The organism is Flavobacterium tagetis, from assembly GCF_016735615.1.
In the GTDB taxonomy this organism is placed as follows: Bacteria; Bacteroidota; Bacteroidia; order Flavobacteriales; family Flavobacteriaceae; genus Flavobacterium; species Flavobacterium tagetis.
In genome coordinates this window covers 1,358,184-1,382,105 of record NZ_JAERSF010000001.1, presented here as the reverse complement: position 1 = coordinate 1,382,105, position 23,922 = coordinate 1,358,184, and the positions used below count along the sequence as shown (strand labels likewise).

Here is a 23,922-nt window from a genome sequence, read left to right as displayed (position 1 = left end):
ACACAAAAAATAAGAAAAAACTGTTAATTTAAAAACAAACAGGACATAAACAACTGAAAATCATTATTTTAAACCAAAACAAAAATCCTTTTATAAAATTTATAAAAGGATTCTACTTAGCAATTCAACTTTATTTAAAAAATTACCTTTTTTGAAGTTGATTTACCATTTCCAAAAATGACTTTTGCCAATAAAACCTGATGTGAAGAAAATAAGTTTTGAATCGATACATTTTTAGTTTCGAGATTATCTTTCTTATACAATTGATTCCCTGAAACATCAAATATTATTACTTCCTTAATACTCTCTTTATCAGATTCAATATTTATGATTCGATTTTTAACAGAAATTAAAACGTTATTTGAATTCTCTCCAAAAGTCTTATTTCCTAAGGCTCTATTAATATAAATTATTGAGAAGCGATTATTAAAAGCACCTATTTCAGAATCAAATTGATAGGGACCATCAGAAAGATTATGCGTTCTATTTAATTCTTTATCCACTAAAAAAATAGATTTGCCATTAAAAAATTGATCTTGACGATCAATTTCAATTTTAAAATTATCTTTAACAGTAGTTTTATAACCTATAAAAATTGAATCGCTTTCTAAAAAAGGCAATTCACGACCTTGGATTACCATTTTTTTATCTTCTACTATACTGTAAAAATCCAATGACATGCTTGAACTTAAATATTCTGCATCATAATTTAAATCTAAAAAATTAGAAGCACCCACTGCATATCCTAAAAGAATCTGTTTAAATTCATTTTCATTATTTTTAATATTCAACCAAAATCTATGCTTTTCACTTGCAGATTTCAATTGTGAGTTCAGAGATGGGCGAAAAAAAGAGGTGTTTTTATCTCGGACTCTCATGCTATTATTAAACTCTAGAAATCCAGTCTGATTGCTTTTTACAAAAAAAGCTTGTCCTGAAGCGATTATGCCATCTGGTGTATCATTATTTACTCCAGAACTTAAAGCTGAACTTGTGCCAACACCTCCTAATAAATTATAAACCGCAAAATCATCATTGCTATACCGATAGGTATTAGTGCCTGGTGTAGTAATTCTTGGCGGAGTATTATGTGTCCAAAAATATAGCGCCCCTTTTGTTTTTGGGACATTCTCTATTAAAAATTCATCTGCACTTATTGCGCTTGGGTATGGATTGCCTACTAAATAAAATCGATCTGCAACACCAAATTCAACTTCTACTTTCCCATTATTTGGAATTCCCTTAAAAACACCTTCAAATACTGCTCGTTCTGTAGTTGAGAAACTTTGCGGACCTCTAATACTGTATCCATTTCCAAGGGTCATTGTCATGCTTCCGTTAAGATTTGTTTTCCAACCCGCAATAGGATCATACCAAGAATATTTGTCAAAAAGTGTTTCAGGCGAAAAATCGAATAATTTCATATCGGCCACTGGAGAAGACCAATAGGTGAGATCGAATCTAATTATTGGCTTTGTTTTTCTTTTTACATGAACAATTCCATTATTTACAATATCATCGTCATCTTGATACAAACTGGCAGAATTTTCTAAAACGAGTATTCCTTCACCAGTATAAGAAAACTCAATACCGAGTGTATTATTTTCAAGTAATGTTACTGTTTTTCCTTTTTCGATAGTACAGCCACAAATATTAGCTGTCGTCAAATTTGGAAAACTTTCATTAAAATAAACATCTTTTCCTGCGGAAGGATAACCCTTTGACCATGAAGTTCCGCTCCAAGTTGTTGTATTTACACAAAGTTTTAAACGAGCAATCCTATGTTTTGAAATACCTGAAACCGAATTAAAATTCCCTCCTATGATCAATTTATAATCTTCACTGAAATTCATTGCATATAGCGTATTATTTAATGGAGCTCTAAAAGTATTATCATAAGATCCGGAAGGCAATAATCGAATCAACCTCGAAGAAGACAAAGAATTGTATGTTCCTGCAAAAGTTCCTCCAACTAAAATCCTGTCGTCTGGTTGTATCAGAATAGTACGAACGTCTCCTTTGCTGAATCCAGCACCAGAATCGAATGTTCGATCCAAAGTTCCGTCACTGTTTAATCGGATAATTCGCTTTTGCGAAATACCATTAAAAGTCAGGAAAGAGCCTCCAACAATAATCTTATCATCAGATTGAAGTGCAATTGCATAAACATATTTATCAAAACCATCCCCAATATTAAAGCTTTCATCAATACTTCCATTTGGTTTTAATCTTACTAAACCTGCAAAAGGAACATCATTAAATTTTTTAAAATGTCCTCCTACAAGAATCTTTCCGTCTAATTGAATAACTACACTTTCTATAGTTCCGTCAGCACCTAAACCAATATTAAAATCAGGGTCTTTTGTGCCATCTGACAATATTCTAACAATTCTACTCGTATTAGCTGTTGAACCATTATACTTTGTAAATGCTCCAGCGGCAATTATTTTCTGATCGGGCTGAATTGCCAATGTATATACTTGTCCATTAAATCCATCACCTGTTTTCAATGATTCATCTATTTCTCCATCAGAAAATATTCTAACAATCCGATTATTGGTAAGATCATTGTATTTTGTAAAATTTCCCCCTAAAACAATCTTCCCATCAGTTTGTAATGCTATAGTTTTTACCAAATTATTACTTCCCGAATTATTAAAAGCAGGATCAATCATTCCGTTTTCCAATAGACAAGCAATTTTGGGAGCGGCATTTCCATTAAACTTTTTAAAATTACCTCCGATTATTGTTTTTCTATTTGGAAGAGGCAAAATACTAAGTACAGAATTATCAAAACCAATTCCAGATGCTAAATAAGAAATATCATGTTCTCCTTCACTACTAATTTTTACTAATCTGCCTTGATTTTGACCATTAAAGACCGTAAAAGATCCTCCTGCAAACCAAGAATCTTCATCATCAAATTCTATAGCTAGCACTGAAGCGGACGCCGGGCCTGATCCGATATCGAAATTAGGTTTTACACTCCCATCTGCTTGGAGAAAAATTAATCTTATCGTTTCAGTGCCGTTGTAAAATCCTGTAAAAGAACCACCAATCATTATTTCTCCTTTTTCATTAATTTTGATTGCTTGAACCCCTTCTTTACTAAAGCCAGAACCCGTTATAAAACTTTCGTCTTTAGTCCCATCTTCGTTCAATCGAATAATTCTATTAGCTACAATATTATTAAAAAGGGTAAAGTTACCGCCCAAAACTAGTTTCCCATCAGTCTGCAAGGCAATAGCATTAACATCATCATTAAAACCTGTACCACTATTGAAGGTAGAATCAAAAGTCCCATTAGTATTTAATCGAATTATTCGATTAGCAGAAACACCATTAAATACTGTAAAATTGCCTGTGAGAATTATTTTCTGGTCAGATAAGACTTTTGCGTGTGTAATGTTTAATGCAGATCCAGAACCTGTTAGAAAAGTAGAATCGAGTGTTCCGTTTGGTAATAAACGTGCCACTCTATTTACTATACTATTGTTATATTTTGTAAAACTGCCTACAATAATTATCTTCCCATCAGACTGTATGGCAATATCATAAACAATTCCTGTAGTTGCTCCAGTTGTTGTATTGAAAGTAGCATCATAAGAACCATCTTCATTTAGACGGATTATTCTACCTACATTAATTCCGTTAAAGCTTGTAAAGTTTCCTCCAACTATAATTTTCCCATCTGACTGCAAACAAGAAGCATAAATTTTACCATTAAAACCTGTACCTGTATTGAAGCTTTCATCTATAGAGCCTTCTGGATTTAAACGAGTAAGATATGAAGTTGGAGATCCATTCAAACTCAGATAGTCTCCTCCTACAATTAAAGTTCCATCTTTCAGAAGAAGAAGTGTACGCACAGTATTATCAAATCCATCTCCATTTTGACCATCATCAAGAACATTAAATGAGCTATCAACTTTACCTTGCTGCGAGAAAATTGCTTGAGATGATAATGAGATTATCATTAACGAATAAAGTATATTTTTAATCAAAACTGTATAATTAAAGTTAATTATTATAAGAATTGGACTAAAATTATAAAGCATTAATCAAAAATACAATACCAAGATTTAGGGATATTATATAATAAAAAAAGCCCATTCTTAAGAAAAGAATGGGCTTTAATGAAGTGTTACTTTTTTATTCTAAATTAGAAAAAATCACTTTTTTGGTAATAGTAGAACCATTTTCTAAAGTTACTTTAACTAATAAAACCTGATCGCTAGAGTGTAAACTATTAATCTCTATTTCTGATGAATTTACTTTGTTTTTAGTATATAATAACTGAGCTCCTACATTAAAAATATTAACTTCTTTGATTGTTTCTTTAGAACAAGTAATATTTACTATTTTGTTTTTTACAGAAATCAAAACACTATTTTCAAGGTTTTCTATATCATCTGTTCCTAATGTTTTATTGGTATAACGTAATACAAAACGATCTGTAAAAGTTCCGATGCCGGTTTTGAAAGTATAATTTGAAGCTCGCAGGTCTGTTATGGTGCCTGTTGTTTTATCTTCAAGATAAACGGCTTGCTGGTTAAAAAATCCATCTGCATGATCGATCGAAATTGTAAGCTGAGTTTCAGCAACTGATTTATAGCCAAGAGGAATTCTTTCTGTATTGTCAAAAGGCAAACTTCTCGCTTGGATAGACAGCTTTTGCGCCTCATTTATAGTATAGAAGTCTACGTAAGTGTTTCCTGCTAACGTAACTGCATCATAATTGTAATCGAAGCTGTTTGTTGCGCCTTCTGCGTATCCGATCAATATTTGTTTATAAGCATCATCAGTATTGCTTAGAGTTAACCATAAGCGGTTTACTTCAATTGCAGCTTCCTTTGCCGTGGTTTTAAAAAATTGTGAATTCTGTGCTTGTACACGCTGCCCATTATTAAATTTAACTGAAGTGACTTTTGGTTTTATAAAGAAACCTTGTCCCACGCCAATATATCCAGTAGGAGTCTCGCCTCCAGTTGTGGCCCTTGTTGCTCCAAGCAATGTGAATACTGCATAATCTGGGCTGCTATATTTGTAGGTATTGCTTCCTTCCGCTTTTTTTGGAAGCGACATATGCGTCCAAAAGTATAGTGCTCCAACATCACCATTATCGGTAATAAATTTTCGGCCATCGATAGCAGATGGGTAAGGGTTTCCGATAAGAAGATATTTATCCGCTGTAGTTGAAATTGGAACGTCTCCGTTATTAGGTATTCCTGAGAATTTTCCAATAAATTCACCAGGAGTTTCAATGCTAAAAGACTGCGGGCCTCTAATGCTATAGCCTATTCCAGGTTTCATTTCCATATTGCCGTAAAGATCTGTTGCCCACTTGAAACTAGAAGACCAATAGGAATATTTGTCAAATAAAGTTTCTGGAGATAAATCTTTCATCATAAAACCATCTTGTTTCGTTGAAGTGATAGGACTAGACCAATATGTCAAATCAAAACGACGAATTGAAGTTACCCTTTTGTATACAATATCTCCACTGTTTTGCACATTGGTAGTTTGTATTAAGCTTGAGCCACTTTCAAACACCAATTTACCATTACTTGTAACTTTATTTGTGATAGTCAAAGTTACTCCTGATGGGACAATTACATCAGATCCAACTGTAATAGTTAGAGAACATGCGTCTATATTTGGCTTAGCCAGTGAAAAAGGCTGACCATTTGCTAAAGATGAAATCGTAACACTTTTACTTCCATCAGGTTCTCCATTTGTCCATCCTGAAGGTCCCCAATCTGTATTAGAACTAGTATTTATTATCGTAACATTAGCTGCACTTGAAGTACAACCTGTCGCTTTATTTGTAACCGTAAAGCTATAATCCCCCACTTCTAATCCTTCGATATGTAAACTAAAGTCTGTACCATCATATGAGTGCGATCCCATCTGACCTGTTTGGCTAATTGTCCAGTCTGCTGGCAAATCAGTCAGAGTTATACTTCCTAAAGTATTACATGCAGCATCGTTGTTTTTTGTGATTGTTGGGACTGTAGGAAGTGCATGTACCGTATTAGTAATTCCCACACTTGTTGATGTACAGCCTGAAACATTAGTAACATCCACACTCACAACCTGTCCGTTTGTTAAAGCTGTAGTTGTATAAGTCGTGCTATTTCCTGACTGCATTACTGTCGAGCCCACTTTAAACACATAACTTGTTCCTCCTGATGCGGTAAAGATAACTGACGTTCCAGCACAGAAAGTGTTATCAGAATCGCTGCTTGTCAATCCTGCTATAGGAAGCGCGTTTACCGTATTCGTAATTCCAGCACTTGTTGATGTACAGCCTGAAGCATTTGTAACATCCACACTCACAACCTGTCCATTTGTCAAAGCTGTAGTTGTATAAGTTGTGCTGTTTCCTGACTGCACTACTGTCGAGCCCACTTTAAACGCATAACTTGTTCCTCCTGATGCGGTAAAGGTAACTGACGTTCCAGCACAGAAAGTGTTATCAGAATCGCTGCTACTCAATCCTGCTGTAGGAAGAGCATTTACTGTATTGGTAATTCCAGCACTTGTTGATGTACAGCCTGAAGCATTCGTAACATCCACACTCACAACCTGCCCGTTTGTTAACGATGCAGTTGTGTAAGTTGCACTGTTTCCTGACTGCACTACTGTCGAGCCTACTTTAAACACATAACTTGTTCCTCCTGATGCAGTAAAGGTAACTGACGTTCCAGCACAGAAAGTGTTATCTGAATCACTGCTACTCAATCCTGCTGTAGGAATCGCGTTTACTGTATTCGTAATTCCAGTCGAAGTTTTTGTACACCCCGAAGCATTCGTAACATCCACTGTCACAATCTGTCCGTTTGTCAAAGCTGTAGTTGTATAAGTTGCACTGTTTCCTGACTGCACTACTGTCGAGCCCACTTTAAACGCATAGCTTGTTCCTCCCGATGCGGTAAAAGTAACTGACGTTCCCGCACAGAATATATTATCGGCATCACTGCTGGTTAAGCCTGCTACTGGCAGCGCCAATACATTAACATAAGTAGTAGAAGCAGTAGAAGAACAACCTCCTGGTGTCGTTGTTACAACAACTGTTGCATTTTTAGTTCCTGTTCCTGTTACGGTAATTTTAGGATTTTTTATATCAGTGCGCGAAAATGTAACTCCTGTAGATGTGGTAGACCAAGTGTATGTTACATTGGGGTCAGAAATATTATCCACGTCCAATTGAACACTTGCTCCATCACAGGCATCTAAGGTTTTATATTTTCCTTTTGGTGATGTTGTCGCCACTGGATTAACCTGAGAACTTGGTAGTAAAACAATATTGTCTATGATCGAACCAAGAGTAGTCGTTTCGAGGGAATTATAAAATTCAATCCATATGGACGAAGTCGTTGGTGTAAACGGAAAATTAACAAATACAGGTGTGCTAGTATTATCACTACTTGTATAATGTTGTGATATTGTATTTGACCCATCTACTATTTTAAAATCAAGCGCAGTAGTAGGAGAAGATCCCGGTCTACGGGCATACAGAAAGCTTAAAGTATAAGGAACATTTGGAATAACAGTTACACTTTGCCCTAATGATGCTTGCGAATCTAATTCTGCAGTAAATTCACTATTTCCATTTCCAAAATAAACACTTTCACCATACACTTCCACATAAGATCCTTTTGTGGTCGCTTTTGACCAATATTGGCTTGTTCCAGTACTGAAATCACCATTTTTAATTAAATTGCCCACACAATTAGAAAGGACTACGTCATCTGTCGATGTGCCACAGCTATTGGTGATTGTCCATCTTAATGTATAAATTCCTGCTCCAGAAGGGGTAAATGTAGCCGTTGGATTAGAAAGACCACCACCAAACTGATTTGTATTCATATTTGGACCGCTTACGATACTCCAAGTACCTGTACCAAAAGTTGGTGTATTAGCCGTCATTGTAAATGCACCAGTGCCATATTGGTCAATACCTGCATTAGCTGTTGGAGCTTGATTTACTGTCAATAATGCAGAGTTCGAATTAACTGCACACAAACCATTATAGACTATACATCTTACTCGATAGCTATTCCAACCAACTGGTGTATTACTTAAGCTTAAAGTATTGGTAGAATATCCAGATACATAAGTCCCCAATGAAGCATCAATGTTTGTCCAACTTGTACCATTTAATGAATATTGCCATTGATAAGAAACTCCTGAAGTCGATGATGCAACTGAAAAAGTTCCTGATCCTCCTTCACACACCATCAATGCTTGTGGTTGATTTGTAATTACAGGCGAGGTACAGGTATTATTAACAATCCCGCTTGCTGCTGCCACAAAATAAATATCATTTTTATTTAATGCTGCAGAACCTGTAGATCCCCAAGATCCAGGAATCATTACTGCCCCTCCAAGTGTAAGTGTTGCAGTGCTATGCGTAAATGTACTCAAATTAACAATTGACCCCGCCAAAATAGAAAAGTTCTTACTTACTGTTGTTGCTTTACTTAATGTAACTCCCGCTGAGTTGGTATTACTAATTGTGAGATTATTTACCGTTCCAGGTAAGCCTGCACTAGTTGTCTGAGCAACCGTTCCATTGAAAGTATAATTCGCTCCTGAATCAAAAGTTCGTAGCATCGTGGCTGTATTAGGCACGGAACCATCTACACCAGTGGCATTTGCCGTAATTAATGTCGCTCCTGAATTCAATATAAACTTTGCCGTTCCTGAACTTCCTCTACCTCCTGAGGCAGTAACTTTATAATTACCCAAATCAATTACGCCACTAGTATTAAGCTCTCCCATCCAAGGATCTGTATCACTAGTTAAAGCTGTACTTAAGGTAAGATCTGAAGCTAATTTTAAAGTACTCCCAGAATTTACATTATACTTAGTAAAAATAGCAGCTGCATCAGCTGGCATAGTTAATGTTTGTATCCCAGTTCCATTAAAAGTAAAAATTCCATTTTGTACAACCCCTACAGTTGTTATTGACCCAGCTCCTGCTGTATTTGTAAAATTACCAGCAATATTGACTTTACTTACTCCCGAAGTACCTGCATTAAAATCAAAAATACCTCCTGTTTGGATATAATTCCCTAATATAGAATGCGTATAACTAGTTGCATTATTAGCCACAAAAGTTCCTCCTGATAAAGTAAAATCATTGTTGATTGTAAGATTTCCAGTAGCTGTTTTTGAGCCACCTCCAGAAATTACGAGATTACTGTAAGTAGTTACTTTAATAGTTTGATTACCCGATCCATTATAGTTTACAGTATTTACTGCAGTAGATGCAACTAAATTAGTTATTGTTGAAGTTCCTCCAATATTAAGCAACATTCCAGTAGCATTTGTTAATGTGCCACCACCTGAAAGAGCCGAAGAAACTGTGAGTGTACTAATATTATTAGTATATATTCCAGTAACGGAAACATTAGGTATCAATGTGGTAGTATTCCCATTTAATGATCTATTTGTCCCGGTAAAAGTATGTGTTGGATTTTGAGCAACAAATGTAGTAGCATTATTTGTAAAATTATTACCAAAACTAAATGTAGCTGCTGCGCCATTTGTTGTTTCATTCCAAACAGCTCCATTGTTTAGAGTTAGTGCTCCTGTAAAAGTCATAATTCTACTGGTGCTATTTGTTGAACCAAAATTTATTGTACCTGTTATATTTGTTACTCCTGTTACAGTTAAACTACGGTTAATTGTTGCAATACCACCACCATCAATATTAAAGTTCCCAAGATTAATATTCATATTGCTATTAACAACTAATGCCCCATCATTATTTATGGTAACTGTACCAGCTACAGTCCAATCAGAACCAGTAGTTGTCATTGTACTACCATTACGAATTACAAATGTATCAGCTGTGCTTCCAAAAGTTGTTGGAGCGGTTCCTGTTCCATCTAAATTCTTACCCCATCTACTTAAAACATTTGGATCACCAGTTGCTTTCGAATAAAATGTTTCAGCCTTAACAAACGAAACCACAAAAAACATCCCAACACAAAGCAATCCTAAACTTGGTGTACTTAATCTTTTGGATAAAATTTTAGAGGAAATGAAAAATAAAAACGAGTAAAGTAATTTTCTCATCATATAACAGTAGGTATTTGTTTTAAATTTGTTTTTGGTTTGCTTAAAGCAAAAAAAGGCATTACTTCCAAAAAAGAATAATGTTCTTTTTGGTAATTAACTGAACTCTAAAATGTTAAATTCTGACATCTTAGACCGAAATTTCAAAATGTTAAATTCCGTACAAAAATATTTAAATTAGCCTAATACACAAGGTTATAATTTATTTCTTTTTATAAAATATTAACAAATTTCAGAATTAATTTATAACTAATGGCGGATTATTAAATTTAAATGTTAAAACGAATGAAAAACCCGACGAATAACATTTTCACCATCAAAGAAGCTTTACAAAAGTTAGAGCATTTTTGTGCTTATCAAGAGCGTTGTCATGATGAAGTAGTTGCTAAATTATACAGCCTAAAAATGACTCGTGATGAGATTGACAGTATTGTCGTACAGCTGATTGAGGGAAATTTTTTAAATGAGACTCGTTTTGCTTGTAGCTTTGCCAGAGGCAAACACAGAATCAAACATTGGGGAAAAATTAGAATTACAAATGAACTTAGAGCTAGAAACATTTCTTCAACAAACATCACCTTGGCTCTAAAAGAAATTTCTACTGAAGAATATTATGAAACTTTCGAAAATCTAGCGGAACGATCTTGGAATAATATTTTAGAAACGAATCTTCTAAAAAAAAGAAAAAAGTTCTGCGACTATATGCTTCGAAGAGGTTTCGAAAGTAACTTAGTTTACGAAAAAGTAAAAGAACTAGAAGAAAACTAGACTTGTTTCTTCTATCAATAAAAGAGAAAATTTATACTCTTTCAAAATCTTCCGATTTCACTTCAGTCTCTTCTTAAGTTGCCCTACAAACCGCATAACGCTAAGTTGTAAATTATTCCGTTTTTGAAGAATTTATAGCTTATCTGATGTTTTTTAGTCTAAAAACTCAAAAAACAGTCCGAAAAAATCCAATATTTTACGATTATTCTTATAATATTTTTTATCATTTTATAGGAATACTTATCGAACATTAAAATTTTTAATGTAGTTCATCGACTATTTAAACGATTCATCGATTATTCAAGCCTTCCCAAAACCTTAACAAACTCTAGCTCGTAGATGTATCTATCTTTGCGCGGTTCGAAAAGTCTTATGCCAGCATAACAAATTGATAGAAAACATTTAGCATGAAAAAAACTTTACTTTTATTCTTATTATTGCCTTTTTTTGGATTCGCTCAATTGAATCGTAATTATGTCATTGGCTCGAAAACTGGAGCCGATTTCAAAAATCTTCCAGAAGCAATTGAAAAACTGAAAGATGTTGGAACAGACAAAGATATTCAGTTTCTATTGGATGAAAATCAAATTTTATCTTCTCAATTAACAATTCCTAGTTTTAAAAACAAGAACAAAAACACGGTAACCATAAGACCAAATGATGGAAAAGAAATTACCATCACTGGAAAAGTTAGCAACGGGGCATTGATTGCACTTAATAATGCGGATTACATAATCATTGATGGAAATAATACCGTTGCCGACAATAAGTTAAAAATTTACAATAACCTTGATGACAGTAATAACAAGTATGCAAAACGAGTTGCTATTTGGCTATACAAAAAATCTGAAAACAATAAATTTCAAAATTTAACCATAGAGTTAAATGCACTAGCTCCTGAAATAGGAACAATATCAACTGGTATTTTAGCTTCTGACGACAACTTTGACAACAATGCAAACAATGCTAATAATACCATTCAAAATGTGACTTTTACAAACGTTAAACAAGCAATAGTTGTAAAAGGTCAAAACAAAAATAATAGTGGGTGGAAAATTTTGAACAACAAAATAGTTTCAACAACTAATAATGTAAAAGCATTTTTAGGTATCTCTCTTTTAAATGTAAGTGATTATACTGTAACAGGAAATATATTAGACGGAATAAAAATTCCTTCAAATTTTGATGGTACGCTTAGTCATTCTGGAATATATTTAGAAAATGCTGATGACGGCACCGTTTCAAACAATAAGGTTTCAAATATGGAAAACCTTAAGGGTAACGGTTCTGCTTATGCAATTTATGTTAAAGGAGACAATGCTATCATTTCTCAAAACATAATTTCTAATTTATTTACAAGCTCAACCAATACTGGAGCAATAGGAGTTAAACTGGAAGGAAATAACGGTTCGATATTTAACAATAAAATCAGCTCTATAATCACCGATAAAGCCATAACTGCTAGTGGAATTTACACAACAGGAAATAATCAATTAATATACAACAACTTTGTTCTTGACGTCAGTTCAGCTGGAGGTGATGGCGTTAGTGGCCAAAGCGCCTTTGGTATATATATTGATAATGGTTCTACGGTTAAATTATATCATAATAGCGTAAAACTTATTACTAATCAATCTAAGGGATGTTCATCAGCTTTATATGTAAGAGATGGTTCAGGATTTGATATTAGAAACAACATATTTGTAAATGCTCAAACTTCAGGAAGTGAGCGTTTTGCAGTATATTTTGAATCAGCAGATCGTTCAAAATTCCCAACATTAGATTACAATGACTACTATAGTTCACAGTATGTAGGTACCTTTGGAAGCTATTATACTTCAGCAAACAAAAAAACTACACTTGATGAATGGAAACAAGCAACAGCTAGAGATACTAATTCTAAAAATGGAAATCCGTTATTTCTAAGCAACAGTTTATATTTAGATGCAAATAATGCCGTAAACAAAACACTTATCGGAACTTTAATTGCAGCTGTACCAACAGACATTGACAACAGTACAAGGGTAAAACCATATATGGGAGCTCATGAATTGGCAACTTGTGTACCAGCAGGTGACCAGGATACTTTTGGATCAAATATTTGGAATGGATATGTTTATAAATTAACAACCAACACTATGCCTCCGAATATCTCTTATCCTGCTTTGCCAAGCACAAGCATTGCAACTTATATTGGAACTGTAACTGAAAACAAAAATTTCGATAGAAATAACGGAGAGGGTTCTGTTACAGGTCAAACTTCAAATTTCGCTTGTGATGACGCTCCTTCAGATCGATTCTTTGTACGATATAAAATGCTGGCTGATATTACTGAAGCTGGCGTATACAGTTTTGATATTGGAAGTGATGATGGAGTAAGACTTTACATCGATGATGCTGCTGTACCAGTCATAACGAGATGGAATGGTCACGGTTTCACTATGGATTATGCTACACAAAATCTAACAGTTGGTAAACATAAATTTGTTCTAGAGTATTATGAAGACGGTGGTGCTTCAAGAGTCTCTTTTTTCTTTGGCATTCCTAAAGGAAATCCTTCTGAGTATGGCGACAAAGTATGGAACGTATATGGTTACGTAAACAATGATATATCTTTAAGTAATGTAAGATATGCTGGTTATTATGTTGACCCTCATTTAAATCCTGACTCAACAAATTACTGGACAAAAGATAAATCACCTTCATCTGCAACCATCTGGCAAGGTTCTCAAATACCAGACAACAATTTTACAGTCGTTTACAAACGTAAAGGTTTTGATTGTGGACTATATCAATTAAAACACATGAATCATGATGATGCTGTTGAGCTTTACATTGATGATCAATTGATTTTTTCTAGAAATGGCTGGGATAATGCCACTTATTTAATTAACGGAGGGCAACTTTACCCTCTAAACAGCAATTCTCGCGTAGAAATACGTTTAAGAGAAGATGGTGGCGATGCTAATCTTGGTATCGATTTTACAAAAACGGATATTATTTACAATGGAACTGGCACTATTCCTAATGGAAGCAGTTTAGTTATTAATAAAAATACAGAATTACAAGCAGACCTTACCGTTTGTTCTTGTACCATAAATCCGAATATCACATTAACAGTTCCAAAAGATATCACTTTAACTGTTGATGAAAATATAAACGTAGGAACCGGAGGGAAATTACTTATTCAATCTGGCGGATCATTTCTTCAAACATCAACAAATAAAAATATGTTCACAGGAAGCAGTACTGCTTTTCAAATAGAAAGAACAACCAAAATTCGCCGTTTCGACTTGACTTATTGGTCAGTACCTGTAGACAATCCTGATTTTAAAATGAACACTTTATCTCCAGAAACTTTATTTGACAAATATTCCTATTGGTCTTCTGATTTCAAGTGGGCAACAGATCTATACGGCAAAATGGCCATGAAACCTGGGATAGGATATAGCATTAGAGGCCCGCAGTCTTTTAGCATTGAAACTCCTGCTGAATTTATTGGAAAATTCTTTGGAACACCTAATAATGGAGACATTCCAATTTCAACCACAGCAGATAAATATCTTCTTATCGGAAACCCTTACCCATCTGCCATCGATGGGCGAAAATTTATTACCGATAATGGTGATGTTGGAGCACTATATTTTTGGACGCATGTATCGCTGCCAAAAAAAGCGGAAGGAAGCAATACCTACAAATACAGCAGCCCAGATTATGCAGTATTCACATTGCTTGGATCAACAAGAGCTACAACTGGAGGCGAGAATCCTACTGGATATATTGGCGTGGGGCAAGGTTTCTTTATAAAGCCAAAAGTCACTTCAGTTAAATTTAATAATGGGCAGCGTATAAAAGCACAGAATTCACAATTTTTTAAAACTACATCAAAGGAAGCTGCAATTGAAGTAAACCGCTTATGGTTAAATCTAAGCAATACCGACGATGCCTATAAACAAATATTGATCGGATATGCAGAAGGCGCAACAAACAGCTTCGATTACAATTATGACGCTGTTACATTAGCAGGCAACTCTTACGTAGACTTCTATACTATCAATGAGGCTCAAAAGCTGTCTATCCAAGCGAGAAGTTTGCCTTTTGACAATACAGAAAGAATTCCTCTTGGCTATAAATCAGTTGCTGAAACTCAGCTTACAATTTCGATCGATCACGCAGATGGATTTTTTAGCCAGCAAGCCGTTTATCTTGAAGATAAAACAACAGGCACTATAACAGACCTGCGAGCTTCAAATTATACTTTCAAAACCGGCATCGGAACTTTTACAGATCGTTTTGTGTTACGTTATACCAATAAAACATTAGGCACCGATGATTTTGAAAACACAACAAATGGAGTTTTGGTAGCTGTAAAATCAAAAGTAATAAATGTGAGCAGTGGAACCGAAAACATTAAAGAAGTACAAATCTATACTATTGGCGGGCAAATAATTTACAATAAAAATAAAATCGATTCCAAAGAATTAAAAATTGAAAATTTATATTCTAGCAATCAGGTTTTATTGGCAAAAGTAATTCTAGAGAATGGCCATATAGTCACTAAAAAAATCATATTTAATTAATAACAAAAAACCCATCGTAACGATGGGTTTTTATTTTTATTCTTCTTTTAATTCATCTATTACTTTTTTTATCTCTTTAGCATATTTTCCATAAAACTGATGTACCCACCATTCTAAACTAATTCCCATAAAAAGCACTACAAAAACAACCGTTAGAAAGAATCCGATTAATTGTCCATTCGAAAACTCGTGATCAGAAAAATTAGGAATTCTAGGAAACATATAGTAATTAAACCCTAATAGATATAAAATCAAAAAAGGTGTTAATGCAAAACCAAATGTTTTATACAATTCCATGTTCAATCGTATATCAAAATAAGTTTCATACAAACTATCCTTTGTTGTTAAAGTGATTTTGTTCAGTCTTTTATAAAAAAAATAAAATTTCATTAAATAATACACACACACCGCAACAAAAAGACTAAAAAGCAAATAATAAAAAAAAGTAACTTTTGAAGGAACATCGATAATTATTGGCACTAATCCAACAAAAACGATTGAGACTATCTGATAATAAAACTCAGTTTTTAAGTTCTTTTTTATTTTGTCCAGTGGTGTATTTGCAGATTGAATCTTCTCTAAGTTTTTTGGCAGAATAACATTTTCAGCTTTTTCGTTATTCCACGCATTTTGTATATCGTTAAAATCCATATCCTTGATTTTTAATAATTTCTTTTAATTTTTCTTTGGCTCTATTTAATTTCACCCTAGCATTTCCTTCAGAAATTCCTAGATTCTCTCCTATTTCTTTATGGGAAAAGCCTTCTAGCTGATAAAAAATGATAGCTTTATCAATCTTTTCTAATTTCTGCACAGCTTTATAAAAATGATCTAGCTGACTTTCTTTTATATGAGAATCTCCCTCATCATCTTTGACATTTTCTGAAGCAATTTCATATTTGTCGACTTTCCGTTTTTCTTTCTTTAAAAAAACAATTGCTGTATTTACTGCAACTCTATACATCCAAGTCGAAAACTGGCTTTCATTCCGGAAAGACTCATACGATTTCCAGAGCTGACATATTATCTCCTGAAACAAATCTTGCTGATCGTCGGAAGTATCCATATACATTTTAGAAACTTTATGCAAAATTCCTTTATGATTTTCCATCCGATTTAAAAACTCATATTCTTTCTCTTTCAAAACAGATTTAGTTCATTATAGGTTTTACAGTATATCCTCCTTTTCTCAATAAATTAATAACGCCATACTCACCCCCTAAATGTGCCGCTCCAACGGCAAAGAAAATACTATTTTGTTTTATTAACTCTGGCATTTGTTCTACCCAATTTAGATTTCTATCATCAAGAATCTGCTTTTTAGTTTTCTCACTTGTAAATCGTTTATCTGTACTAAATGCATACATCGCTTCAATGTTTTCACTTTTATAAGCGTCCACCAATTCGACTGTTTCTTCAGGAGTTGATTCTTCCAAAAGCGTTAGCTTTTCATCATTAGAATAAGCATTTTCAAGAATTTCAAATTGGGTTTTAACAGATTCTAATCCAGCAATAGAGATATTTCTTTTTTGGGCCGCATCCGATAACTCCATTTCATAAAATTTTAAATCTAAGCAACCAAAGCTTTTAATAGAAATCAAACTCAAAACAGTCAAAAGACTAAAACTATCTACTTGTTGTACCGACATTCCAGTACTCTTTTTTAAAATTGAATCTAGTTTAGCTAGCTGTTCTGAAGTTAATTTTTTACTTAATGGTTCTTTTCCCATTGCCAATTGTTGCATTTGGCTCATTTCGTTTGGATCTGTAAAGTTGATTTCTAAAAGCAATTTATCCGATTTTTCAAAGGCATTTTTAGCTTTTTCAGATAAAAAATAATCTTTAGAGCAGATCATATGAATCGTTCCGTATAAATAAGATGGTTTTTTAAGTTCTTTTCCTGAAATTTCCCAAAGAAGTGAATTTTCTAATTTTGAAGTTTTTGTCTGCGCTGAAACTTTACAGATAAGAAAAAATGCAAATACAGCAAATATAAATTGAAATTTGGTTTTCATGATTGGTTTTTATTTGATTACAGCTTGTAAGTAATCGAATAAACAAAACGTTACAAAAAACTTTACTCTTTTTTTTAATTTTAGATTTTGAAGAAAATCGGAATTTAAAAAACAAAGTCTCTAACTAATTCTAAAACCTGATTAATTTCTTCCTGCGAATTATAACTATGAATACAAAAACGAAGTCGTTCCTGACCTTCTGGAACAATCGGAGAAAGAATAGATTGTACATCAAATCCTTTTTCTTGAAGTCGCTCTGACAATTCTTTTACTCTTTTGTTTCCTGGAACAATAGCAGAATGTATAGGAGATTTACTGTGAACGAACATTGGTTTTAATCCTAATAAGTTTTTTTGCTGATTAAAAAACACAATATTCTGACGAAGCTTTTCAATAACCTGTTTTTCGATTTCTAACTGCTGATAAGCTATAAAAATTGTCGCAACTGTATGCGGAGACAAAGCGGTTGTATAAATAAAACTTCTAGCAAAATTAATTAGATAATCTCGAAGATCATTGCTTCCTAAAACTGCTGCACCTTGACAACCCAAACCTTTGCCAAAAGTTACAATTCGAGCAAAAAATTTATTGTGTAATTGCAAATGTTGGGTCAAACCTTCCCCTTTTTCTCCAAAAACACCCAAAGCGTGAGCCTCATCAACAATCAAATTACAATTGTATTTTTCTGAAAGCTGGACCAATTCTTCTAAATTTGGAGTATCGCCATCCATTGAAAAAACCGTTTCGGTTACAATGTAAATCGTGGTATCTGAAAATTTAAGAATATACTTTTCTAAATCTTCAAAATCATTGTGAATATAATGATACGAATTAGCACTCGACATTGCAATGCCATCTTTTATAGAAGCATGACATAATTCATCATACAAAACAACATCATTTTCTTGCGGTATAGCGCTAAAAAAGCCCAAATTGGCATTATATCCCGAATTGAAAACTAAAGCTGCTTCTGCATCATGAAATTGCGCTATAAAACTTTCTGCAATTTGATACAGAGAATGGTTTCCTGTAATCAATCTGGAACCTGTTCCTCCATTTTGCAGCATTTCATTTTCTACCAAATAAGCATGAGTATGCTTGAAAATAATTTCTGACTTGGAAAATCCAATATAATCATTTGAAGAAAAATCAATTCGATTATTAAACACAGGCAATTTTCTAAACAAATTACCTTGTTTACAACTTTCTAATTTATCATTAAGATTTTCTGGTAGCTTCATCATAAAACCAAAGTTAGGCAATTCATCTTAGAATTAACAAAACAGCGGATTATATGAAATCCGCTGTTTTTCTAAATTTAAATGGCACTAATAAACGGTGATTGCCTAATATAGTTTGACTCGATCATTTCTTTTATTATAAACCTCGAGATATCCGATGCTGTAATTTTATCTCCTAAACAGTCTTCAAGATTTATAGAGATTTCCGAACTGTCCTCAGAAAAAACAATTAAAGGGACACGAACTTGCGTCCAATCTATTTTGCTATCAACTAAAAGATCATAGGTTAATTGTCGGTCTTTTTGAATTTCGGGAAAATTCGTCTTCATCCAATCGGTGGCCGTAATTGTCTTCGGACTCTTCTTATCAAATGGCGTATCGATGTTCAGGCCGGCTAGCAAAACATACCTTTGAATACCATATTTATCCATAGCTTTCAGAATATTTTTCGTTGTCTGACTTGCCACCATTGGCTCTCCTAGCCTTTGTCCAATTGTACTCAATACCGCCTGACAATTCTTAAGCAATACATTTATAGATTCTTCATTAATAGCATCACCTTTAATGATTTCTATTTTTGAGTTTTGAATGGTAAAATCGTCGGGATTTCTCAATAGAAGTTTTACACTAAATCCGTTTTCTAATAACTGGTTTACAAGATACTTTCCAGTTCTTCCGCTGCCTCCAAGAACAGCAACTTTTGATATATTTTTCATATATATTCTTTATAAAAATTTGACATAAAAAGTTATGTTCCATCATTCAAGATAAAACAAAGCGCAAAAGCTTACTTAGCTTTTACCATCGATCAAATATTTTATAAAGAGATTTTGATACTTCAAAAGTAAGAAAATAAAAAAAAGCCAGGCAATACTGTCTGGATTTCAATTTATTATATCTTTTCCTTTTCTATCCATTTAAAATTTCCTTTTTCAGTAGCATCTAGTAAATCGATGTTGAGTTTATTCGAAAGATTAAGAGAAAATTGAAATGTAGCCTCTCTGTCTTCAAAACTATACATTTTATAATGTTTGTTTTTAACATACCAAAGATTTGTCCCAAATTCACCATATCGATCTTCAAAAAAAGAAATATATTCAAATTCCGTCGCTTTCAATTTCACATCATAAGAAAACGGCCCAATAATATATCTTGAAATAACTGTATTATTCTCCAAATTTATCAGCATATTTTTAGTTGCAGAAAACTTAAATCCATAAACCAAACAATAAGTTCCACACAAAAGAAATGTCACAAAGGCTCTGATGGCTATCTCAACCGATTTATCAATAAAAGCAAAATATACAAACAAAACAATCATGTAAATAAAAGCTCCAAAAAAACTGATGCCAGCAATAACTCATACCAAGCTCGCTTTCCTGTAAAAATCGAAATTTCATTTTCTTTCATAAATCAAAAATAAAAAAAGCCAGACAAGACTGTCTGGCTTTTAAGCTTATTTTGAAATTGTTTTAGTCAACTAATACAATTATCTTATTGTTTTTCATTTCGATTGTTCCTGACTTAATCTCTAAAGTATAAGTTTGGTCATTAACTCTCGTAAATTTATCAGCAGCCTCTTTAGAAAAACTGAAGCTTGGAGCTGCAATTTTAATTGTTCCTTCTTCTAGGATTGAAACAATTGGCGCGTGATGATTTAAAATCTGAAAGCTTCCATTAACTCCCGGCAAGCTAACTGATGTTACCTCTCCTGAAAATAATTTCGCTTCTGGTGATACTATTTCTAAAATCATGTCTTTTTTAGTTAATAGTTGATGGTTGATGGTTGATGGTTGCTTTCTAACAACTTACAACTCACAACTGACAACCAAATTATTATGCTTCAGCTAACATTTTCTCTCCAGCTTCGATTGCATCTTGAATAGAACCTTTCAAGTTGAAAGCTGCTTCTGGAAGGTGATCTAACTCACCATCGATAATCATGTTAAATCCTTTGATAGTATCTTTAATATCAACTAATACACCTGGAATACCTGTAAATTGCTCTGCTACGTGGAATGGCTGAGACAAGAAACGTTGTACACGACGTGCTCTTGCTACTGCAAGTTTATCTTCTTCAGATAACTCCTCCATACCAAGGATCGCGATGATATCTTGTAATTGTTTGTATTTTTGAAGAATTTCTTTTACTCTTTGTGCACAGTCATAGTGCTCATTCCCTAAAATTTGAGGAGTTAAGATTCTAGAAGTAGAATCTAGTGGATCAACTGCAGGGTAGATACCTAACTCAGCAATTTTACGAGACAATACAGTTGTTGCATCTAAGTGCGCGAAAGTTGTAGCCGGCGCAGGGTCAGTTAAGTCATCCGCAGGAACGTAAACCGCTTGTACAGATGTAATAGATCCTTTGTTTGTAGATGTAATACGCTCTTGCATTGCACCCATCTCAGTTGCCAATGTTGGTTGGTAACCTACCGCAGATGGCATACGTCCTAAAAGTGCTGATACCTCAGAACCTGCTTGTGTAAAACGGAAGATATTATCAACGAAGAATAATACATCTTTTCCTTGGTCTGATCCAGCTCCATCACGGAAATACTCAGCGATAGATAATCCTGAAAGTGCCACACGTGCACGAGCTCCAGGTGGCTCATTCATTTGTCCGAAAACGAAAGTAGCTTTAGACTCTCTCATTCCTGGCATATCTACTTTAGATAAATCCCATCCTCCATTTTCCATAGAGTGCATGAAATCATCACCATATTTAATAATTCCTGACTCTAACATCTCACGAAGCAAGTCATTTCCTTCACGTGTTCTTTCACCTACTCCAGCGAATACTGAAAGTCCACCGTGACCTTTTGCGATATTGTTAATCAACTCCTGAATCAATACTGTTTTACCAACACCAGCACCACCAAACAATCCAATTTTACCTCCTTTTGCATAAGGTTCGATCAAATCGATTACTTTGATACCTGTAAATAAAACTTCAGATGAAGTTGATAAATCTTCAAATTTTGGTGCAGGTCTGTGAATTGGCAGACCGTTTTCTCCAGTTTTTGGCAAATCACCTAAACCATCAATTGCATCTCCAACAACATTAAATAAACGTCCATATACGTCTGGACCGATTGGCATTTGGATTGGATTTCCAGTTCCAACTACCTCATATCCTCTAGACAAACCGTCTGTAGAGTCCATAGAGATCGTACGAACAGTGTTTTCTCCAATGTGAGATTGTACTTCAAGAACTAAAATTGTTCCGTCTTTTTTAGTGACTTCTAGTGAATCATAAATTTTTGGAAGTTCAACATCTTTACCGTTGAAAACTACGTCTACTACTGGTCCAATGATTTGAGCAACTTTTCCTATTACTTTTGACATTACTTATGTATTTATTAAATAGCTATTTAGGTTTATCGAAAATACCTCTTTTTTCAGAGCGCAAAGATAATTTTTTAAAATATAAAATCAATTTTTTTTTCATAAAAAATAGCATGATTTTGTTTGATTCATAAAACTTGCCTAAAAAACAACAAAAAAGACATTTTTTTCACTAAAAGAAAAAACCGCTTCATTGACAAAAATGAGCGGTTTTCAAACTAAAAAAATTAATTTTTATGGAAGCGTTGCCGGATATTGAATTGGGTATTGCGCCAAATCAACATGACGAAGCGTCGAACCATACTTTTCATTAATGGCATCAATAAATATATTTGCAATCAATCCGTAACCTCTTGCACTAGGATGAACCCCATCTAAAGAGAATGCTCCACCAGTTGCAAAAGAAGAACTCATTGTAAAGTTTCCAAATCTAATTCCCCCATTAGCCAATTGTGACATAGTTGCTCTTGTATCTACAAATGCAAGACCTTTTTCTTTCGCGACAGCTTCAATTGTCACATTATATGCATCTGTCGCTTTTTTAATCTCTGCAATTTCCGTTGGAATTAATAAATGCTTATCCTGCAAAGGATAAGATATTCCGAATGCATTTAACGGAGCTGGAGGAGCAATACCAATTCCAGAATTGGCAGCTGTCGGCGCAGTACCAATATCCGCTCTTGTAGTCAACACCACTAAATCTGTAGCTTTAGCTTGTCTCGCTTGTCCGAAAACTGCACCATAAAAAGCCGCGTTCTGCGCTCCTAATGTTGGAGTAAATGCAGCTGTTAGTTGCACTCTCAAATCTGTTAAACTTTCATCTTTTATTAATAATGGGCTTGCACCAGTTTCAGAAAGCAAATTAATTCTGTCTCCAGCACTAAAAGCCGTCAACGCTTGTTTTAATGGCCCATACAATTGTGCATTAAGAGCTTTTATTGTAGCCACACCTACAGCTTCATTATTTTTACCAATTACTTTAGCCGTAAGCGGATTATAAGGAACTGTCGTAAAATGAGGCAAAGTAGTAATATATGGCAGATTTGCCACAACACCTTTTGCTCCTTTTGCTGTTAAAGCAGTTGCCAAATTAGTATATACACTAGCAAAAACTGCTGGGTCTGTAATGTCACTTGCCCCATAAGTGGCTGGATTCGGATTTCCTGTCTGATCTTTTCCTGTTCCTCCAGAAGTTGCATACCCCAAAACATCATTTCCTCCAATAAACAAAGAGAAAAAAGTTGGATCTTGCGCAATAGCATCCGTCAAAACCGCAGCTGTGGCAGTACTTGAGAATCTTGCATAATATGGATTTGCCGCGCCAGTAGCAACACCAGCAACGTTACCATAACCTGCTGCTAGCAAATGATAACTTTTAGCACCTGGAACTCCTAAATTATTAAATGTTCCTGTAAGATGAGCCGTAACTTCTGTAGTTGGCTTTCCTAAAACATTTACAGGAGTTTGGGTTGGCCCATCAAAATATAAACGAGTTCCTGCTATTACATTTCCTCCCAAAAGTAAACCTCCAATATTATCATTCATTAGTGGCTGCGTAAAAGCTCCGCCGCCTGCAGCTACAAATTGCTGCGCCAAAATATTCGGATATGAATTCTCCTGACCTTTCTTAAACAAAGCATTATCGCTATAACCTGCTGCAAAAGAATCTCCAAGCGCCACATACTTTGTAAAAACCGCAGAACCTGGAACTACTGGAACTTCTTCTGGCGTATTATTATCATCATTATTACAAGCCGCCATAAAGGTTAATGAAACCAACAACAGCATTTTTATATTTTTTTTCATGTTAGTACTTTTTAAATTATTACCTCTTCATTTTTCAAATAACTTCAAAGAAGCCACATCAATTTCACATAAATA

At 34.2% G+C, this 23,922-nt stretch carries 13 protein-coding genes; 2 read left to right on the top strand and 11 right to left on the bottom strand.

Features of this window, described 5'->3' with window-relative positions:
* Positions 1-134: 134 nt before the first annotated feature.
* Entirely contained in the window at positions 135-3,977 is a 3,843-nt protein-coding gene (locus JI750_RS05960) for a RemA C-terminal-like gliding motility protein (RefSeq protein WP_201999381.1), read from the bottom strand.
* 175 nt (positions 3,978-4,152) lie between these two features.
* On the bottom strand, positions 4,153-10,092 hold the full coding sequence (locus JI750_RS05955) for a RemA C-terminal-like gliding motility protein (RefSeq protein ID WP_201999380.1): 5,940 nt from the start codon (positions 10,090-10,092) through the stop codon (positions 4,153-4,155).
* A 282-nt stretch (positions 10,093-10,374) separates the two neighbouring features.
* Between JI750_RS05955 and JI750_RS05950 the strand changes: the two genes are divergently transcribed.
* A complete protein-coding gene (locus JI750_RS05950) occupies positions 10,375-10,857 on the top strand; it encodes a regulatory protein RecX (RefSeq protein ID WP_201999379.1) in 483 nt (160 codons plus the stop codon).
* 407 nt (positions 10,858-11,264) lie between these two features.
* Positions 11,265-15,437 carry a RemA C-terminal-like gliding motility protein gene (locus JI750_RS05945; RefSeq protein WP_201999378.1) on the top strand — a complete coding sequence of 1,391 codons (4,173 nt, stop codon included), beginning with the start codon at positions 11,265-11,267 and terminating at the stop codon, positions 15,435-15,437.
* 36 nt (positions 15,438-15,473) lie between these two features.
* Here the strand turns inward: JI750_RS05945 and JI750_RS05940 are convergent, their stop codons facing one another.
* The 9 genes from JI750_RS05940 to JI750_RS05900 all read right to left on the bottom strand — a co-directional run bounded on the left by JI750_RS05940 (position 15,474) and on the right by JI750_RS05900 (position 23,847).
* The gene (locus tag JI750_RS05940; protein ID WP_201999377.1) at positions 15,474-16,088 is read right to left on the bottom strand and encodes a hypothetical protein; all 615 of its coding nucleotides are present in this window, start codon (positions 16,086-16,088) and stop codon (positions 15,474-15,476) included.
* The gene (locus JI750_RS05935; protein ID WP_201999376.1) at positions 16,078-16,581 is read right to left on the bottom strand and encodes an RNA polymerase sigma factor; all 504 of its coding nucleotides are present in this window, start codon (positions 16,579-16,581) and stop codon (positions 16,078-16,080) included. Before JI750_RS05935 ends, JI750_RS05940 begins: the two co-directional genes overlap by 11 nt.
* Positions 16,582-16,588: 7 nt before the next feature.
* Positions 16,589-17,452, bottom strand: coding sequence for a TraB/GumN family protein (locus tag JI750_RS05930; RefSeq protein WP_201999375.1), 864 nt, complete (start codon positions 17,450-17,452; stop codon positions 16,589-16,591).
* 104 nt (positions 17,453-17,556) lie between these two features.
* Complete coding sequence (locus JI750_RS05925) at positions 17,557-18,693, bottom strand: aminotransferase class I/II-fold pyridoxal phosphate-dependent enzyme (RefSeq protein WP_201999786.1); 1,137 nt, start codon at positions 18,691-18,693, stop codon at positions 17,557-17,559.
* A 77-nt stretch (positions 18,694-18,770) separates the two neighbouring features.
* Positions 18,771-19,409, bottom strand: coding sequence for an NAD(P)-dependent oxidoreductase (locus tag JI750_RS05920; RefSeq protein WP_201999374.1), 639 nt, complete (start codon positions 19,407-19,409; stop codon positions 18,771-18,773).
* Between the two features lie 176 nt (positions 19,410-19,585).
* Positions 19,586-19,882, bottom strand: a complete 297-nt coding sequence (locus tag JI750_RS05915) for a hypothetical protein (RefSeq protein WP_201999373.1) — start codon at positions 19,880-19,882, stop codon at positions 19,586-19,588.
* Between the two features lie 283 nt (positions 19,883-20,165).
* Positions 20,166-20,447, bottom strand: coding sequence for a FoF1 ATP synthase subunit delta/epsilon (locus JI750_RS05910; RefSeq protein WP_129747880.1), 282 nt, complete (start codon positions 20,445-20,447; stop codon positions 20,166-20,168).
* Positions 20,448-20,529: 82 nt separating this feature from the next.
* A complete protein-coding gene (gene atpD / locus JI750_RS05905) occupies positions 20,530-22,041 on the bottom strand; it encodes a F0F1 ATP synthase subunit beta (RefSeq protein WP_201999372.1) in 1,512 nt (503 codons plus the stop codon).
* A 234-nt stretch (positions 22,042-22,275) separates the two neighbouring features.
* Entirely contained in the window at positions 22,276-23,847 is a 1,572-nt protein-coding gene (locus JI750_RS05900; protein WP_201999371.1) for an SGNH/GDSL hydrolase family protein, read from the bottom strand.
* Positions 23,848-23,922 lie beyond the last annotated feature (75 nt).

What these genes read in the sequence shown, in the direction of transcription:
- JI750_RS05910 (WP_129747880.1), bottom strand. Translation starts at nt 20,447, where the DNA reads ATGATTTTAGAAATAGTATCACCAGAAGCGAAATTATTTTCAGGAGAG.
- JI750_RS05945 (WP_201999378.1), top strand. Translation starts at nt 11,265, where the DNA reads ATGAAAAAAACTTTACTTTTATTCTTATTATTGCCTTTTTTTGGATTC.
- JI750_RS05955 (WP_201999380.1), bottom strand. Translation starts at nt 10,092, where the DNA reads ATGATGAGAAAATTACTTTACTCGTTTTTATTTTTCATTTCCTCTAAA.
- JI750_RS05915 (WP_201999373.1), bottom strand. Translation starts at nt 19,882, where the DNA reads ATGCTGATAAATTTGGAGAATAATACAGTTATTTCAAGATATATTATT.
- JI750_RS05930 (WP_201999375.1), bottom strand. Translation starts at nt 17,452, where the DNA reads ATGAAAACCAAATTTCAATTTATATTTGCTGTATTTGCATTTTTTCTT.
- JI750_RS05920 (WP_201999374.1), bottom strand. Translation starts at nt 19,409, where the DNA reads ATGAAAAATATATCAAAAGTTGCTGTTCTTGGAGGCAGCGGAAGAACT.
- JI750_RS05900 (WP_201999371.1), bottom strand. Translation starts at nt 23,847, where the DNA reads ATGAAAAAAAATATAAAAATGCTGTTGTTGGTTTCATTAACCTTTATG.
- JI750_RS05950 (WP_201999379.1), top strand. Translation starts at nt 10,375, where the DNA reads ATGAAAAACCCGACGAATAACATTTTCACCATCAAAGAAGCTTTACAA.
- JI750_RS05925 (WP_201999786.1), bottom strand. Translation starts at nt 18,693, where the DNA reads ATGAAGCTACCAGAAAATCTTAATGATAAATTAGAAAGTTGTAAACAA.
- atpD (WP_201999372.1), bottom strand. Translation starts at nt 22,041, where the DNA reads ATGTCAAAAGTAATAGGAAAAGTTGCTCAAATCATTGGACCAGTAGTA.
- JI750_RS05940 (WP_201999377.1), bottom strand. Translation starts at nt 16,088, where the DNA reads ATGGATTTTAACGATATACAAAATGCGTGGAATAACGAAAAAGCTGAA.
- JI750_RS05960 (WP_201999381.1), bottom strand. Translation starts at nt 3,977, where the DNA reads ATGATAATCTCATTATCATCTCAAGCAATTTTCTCGCAGCAAGGTAAA.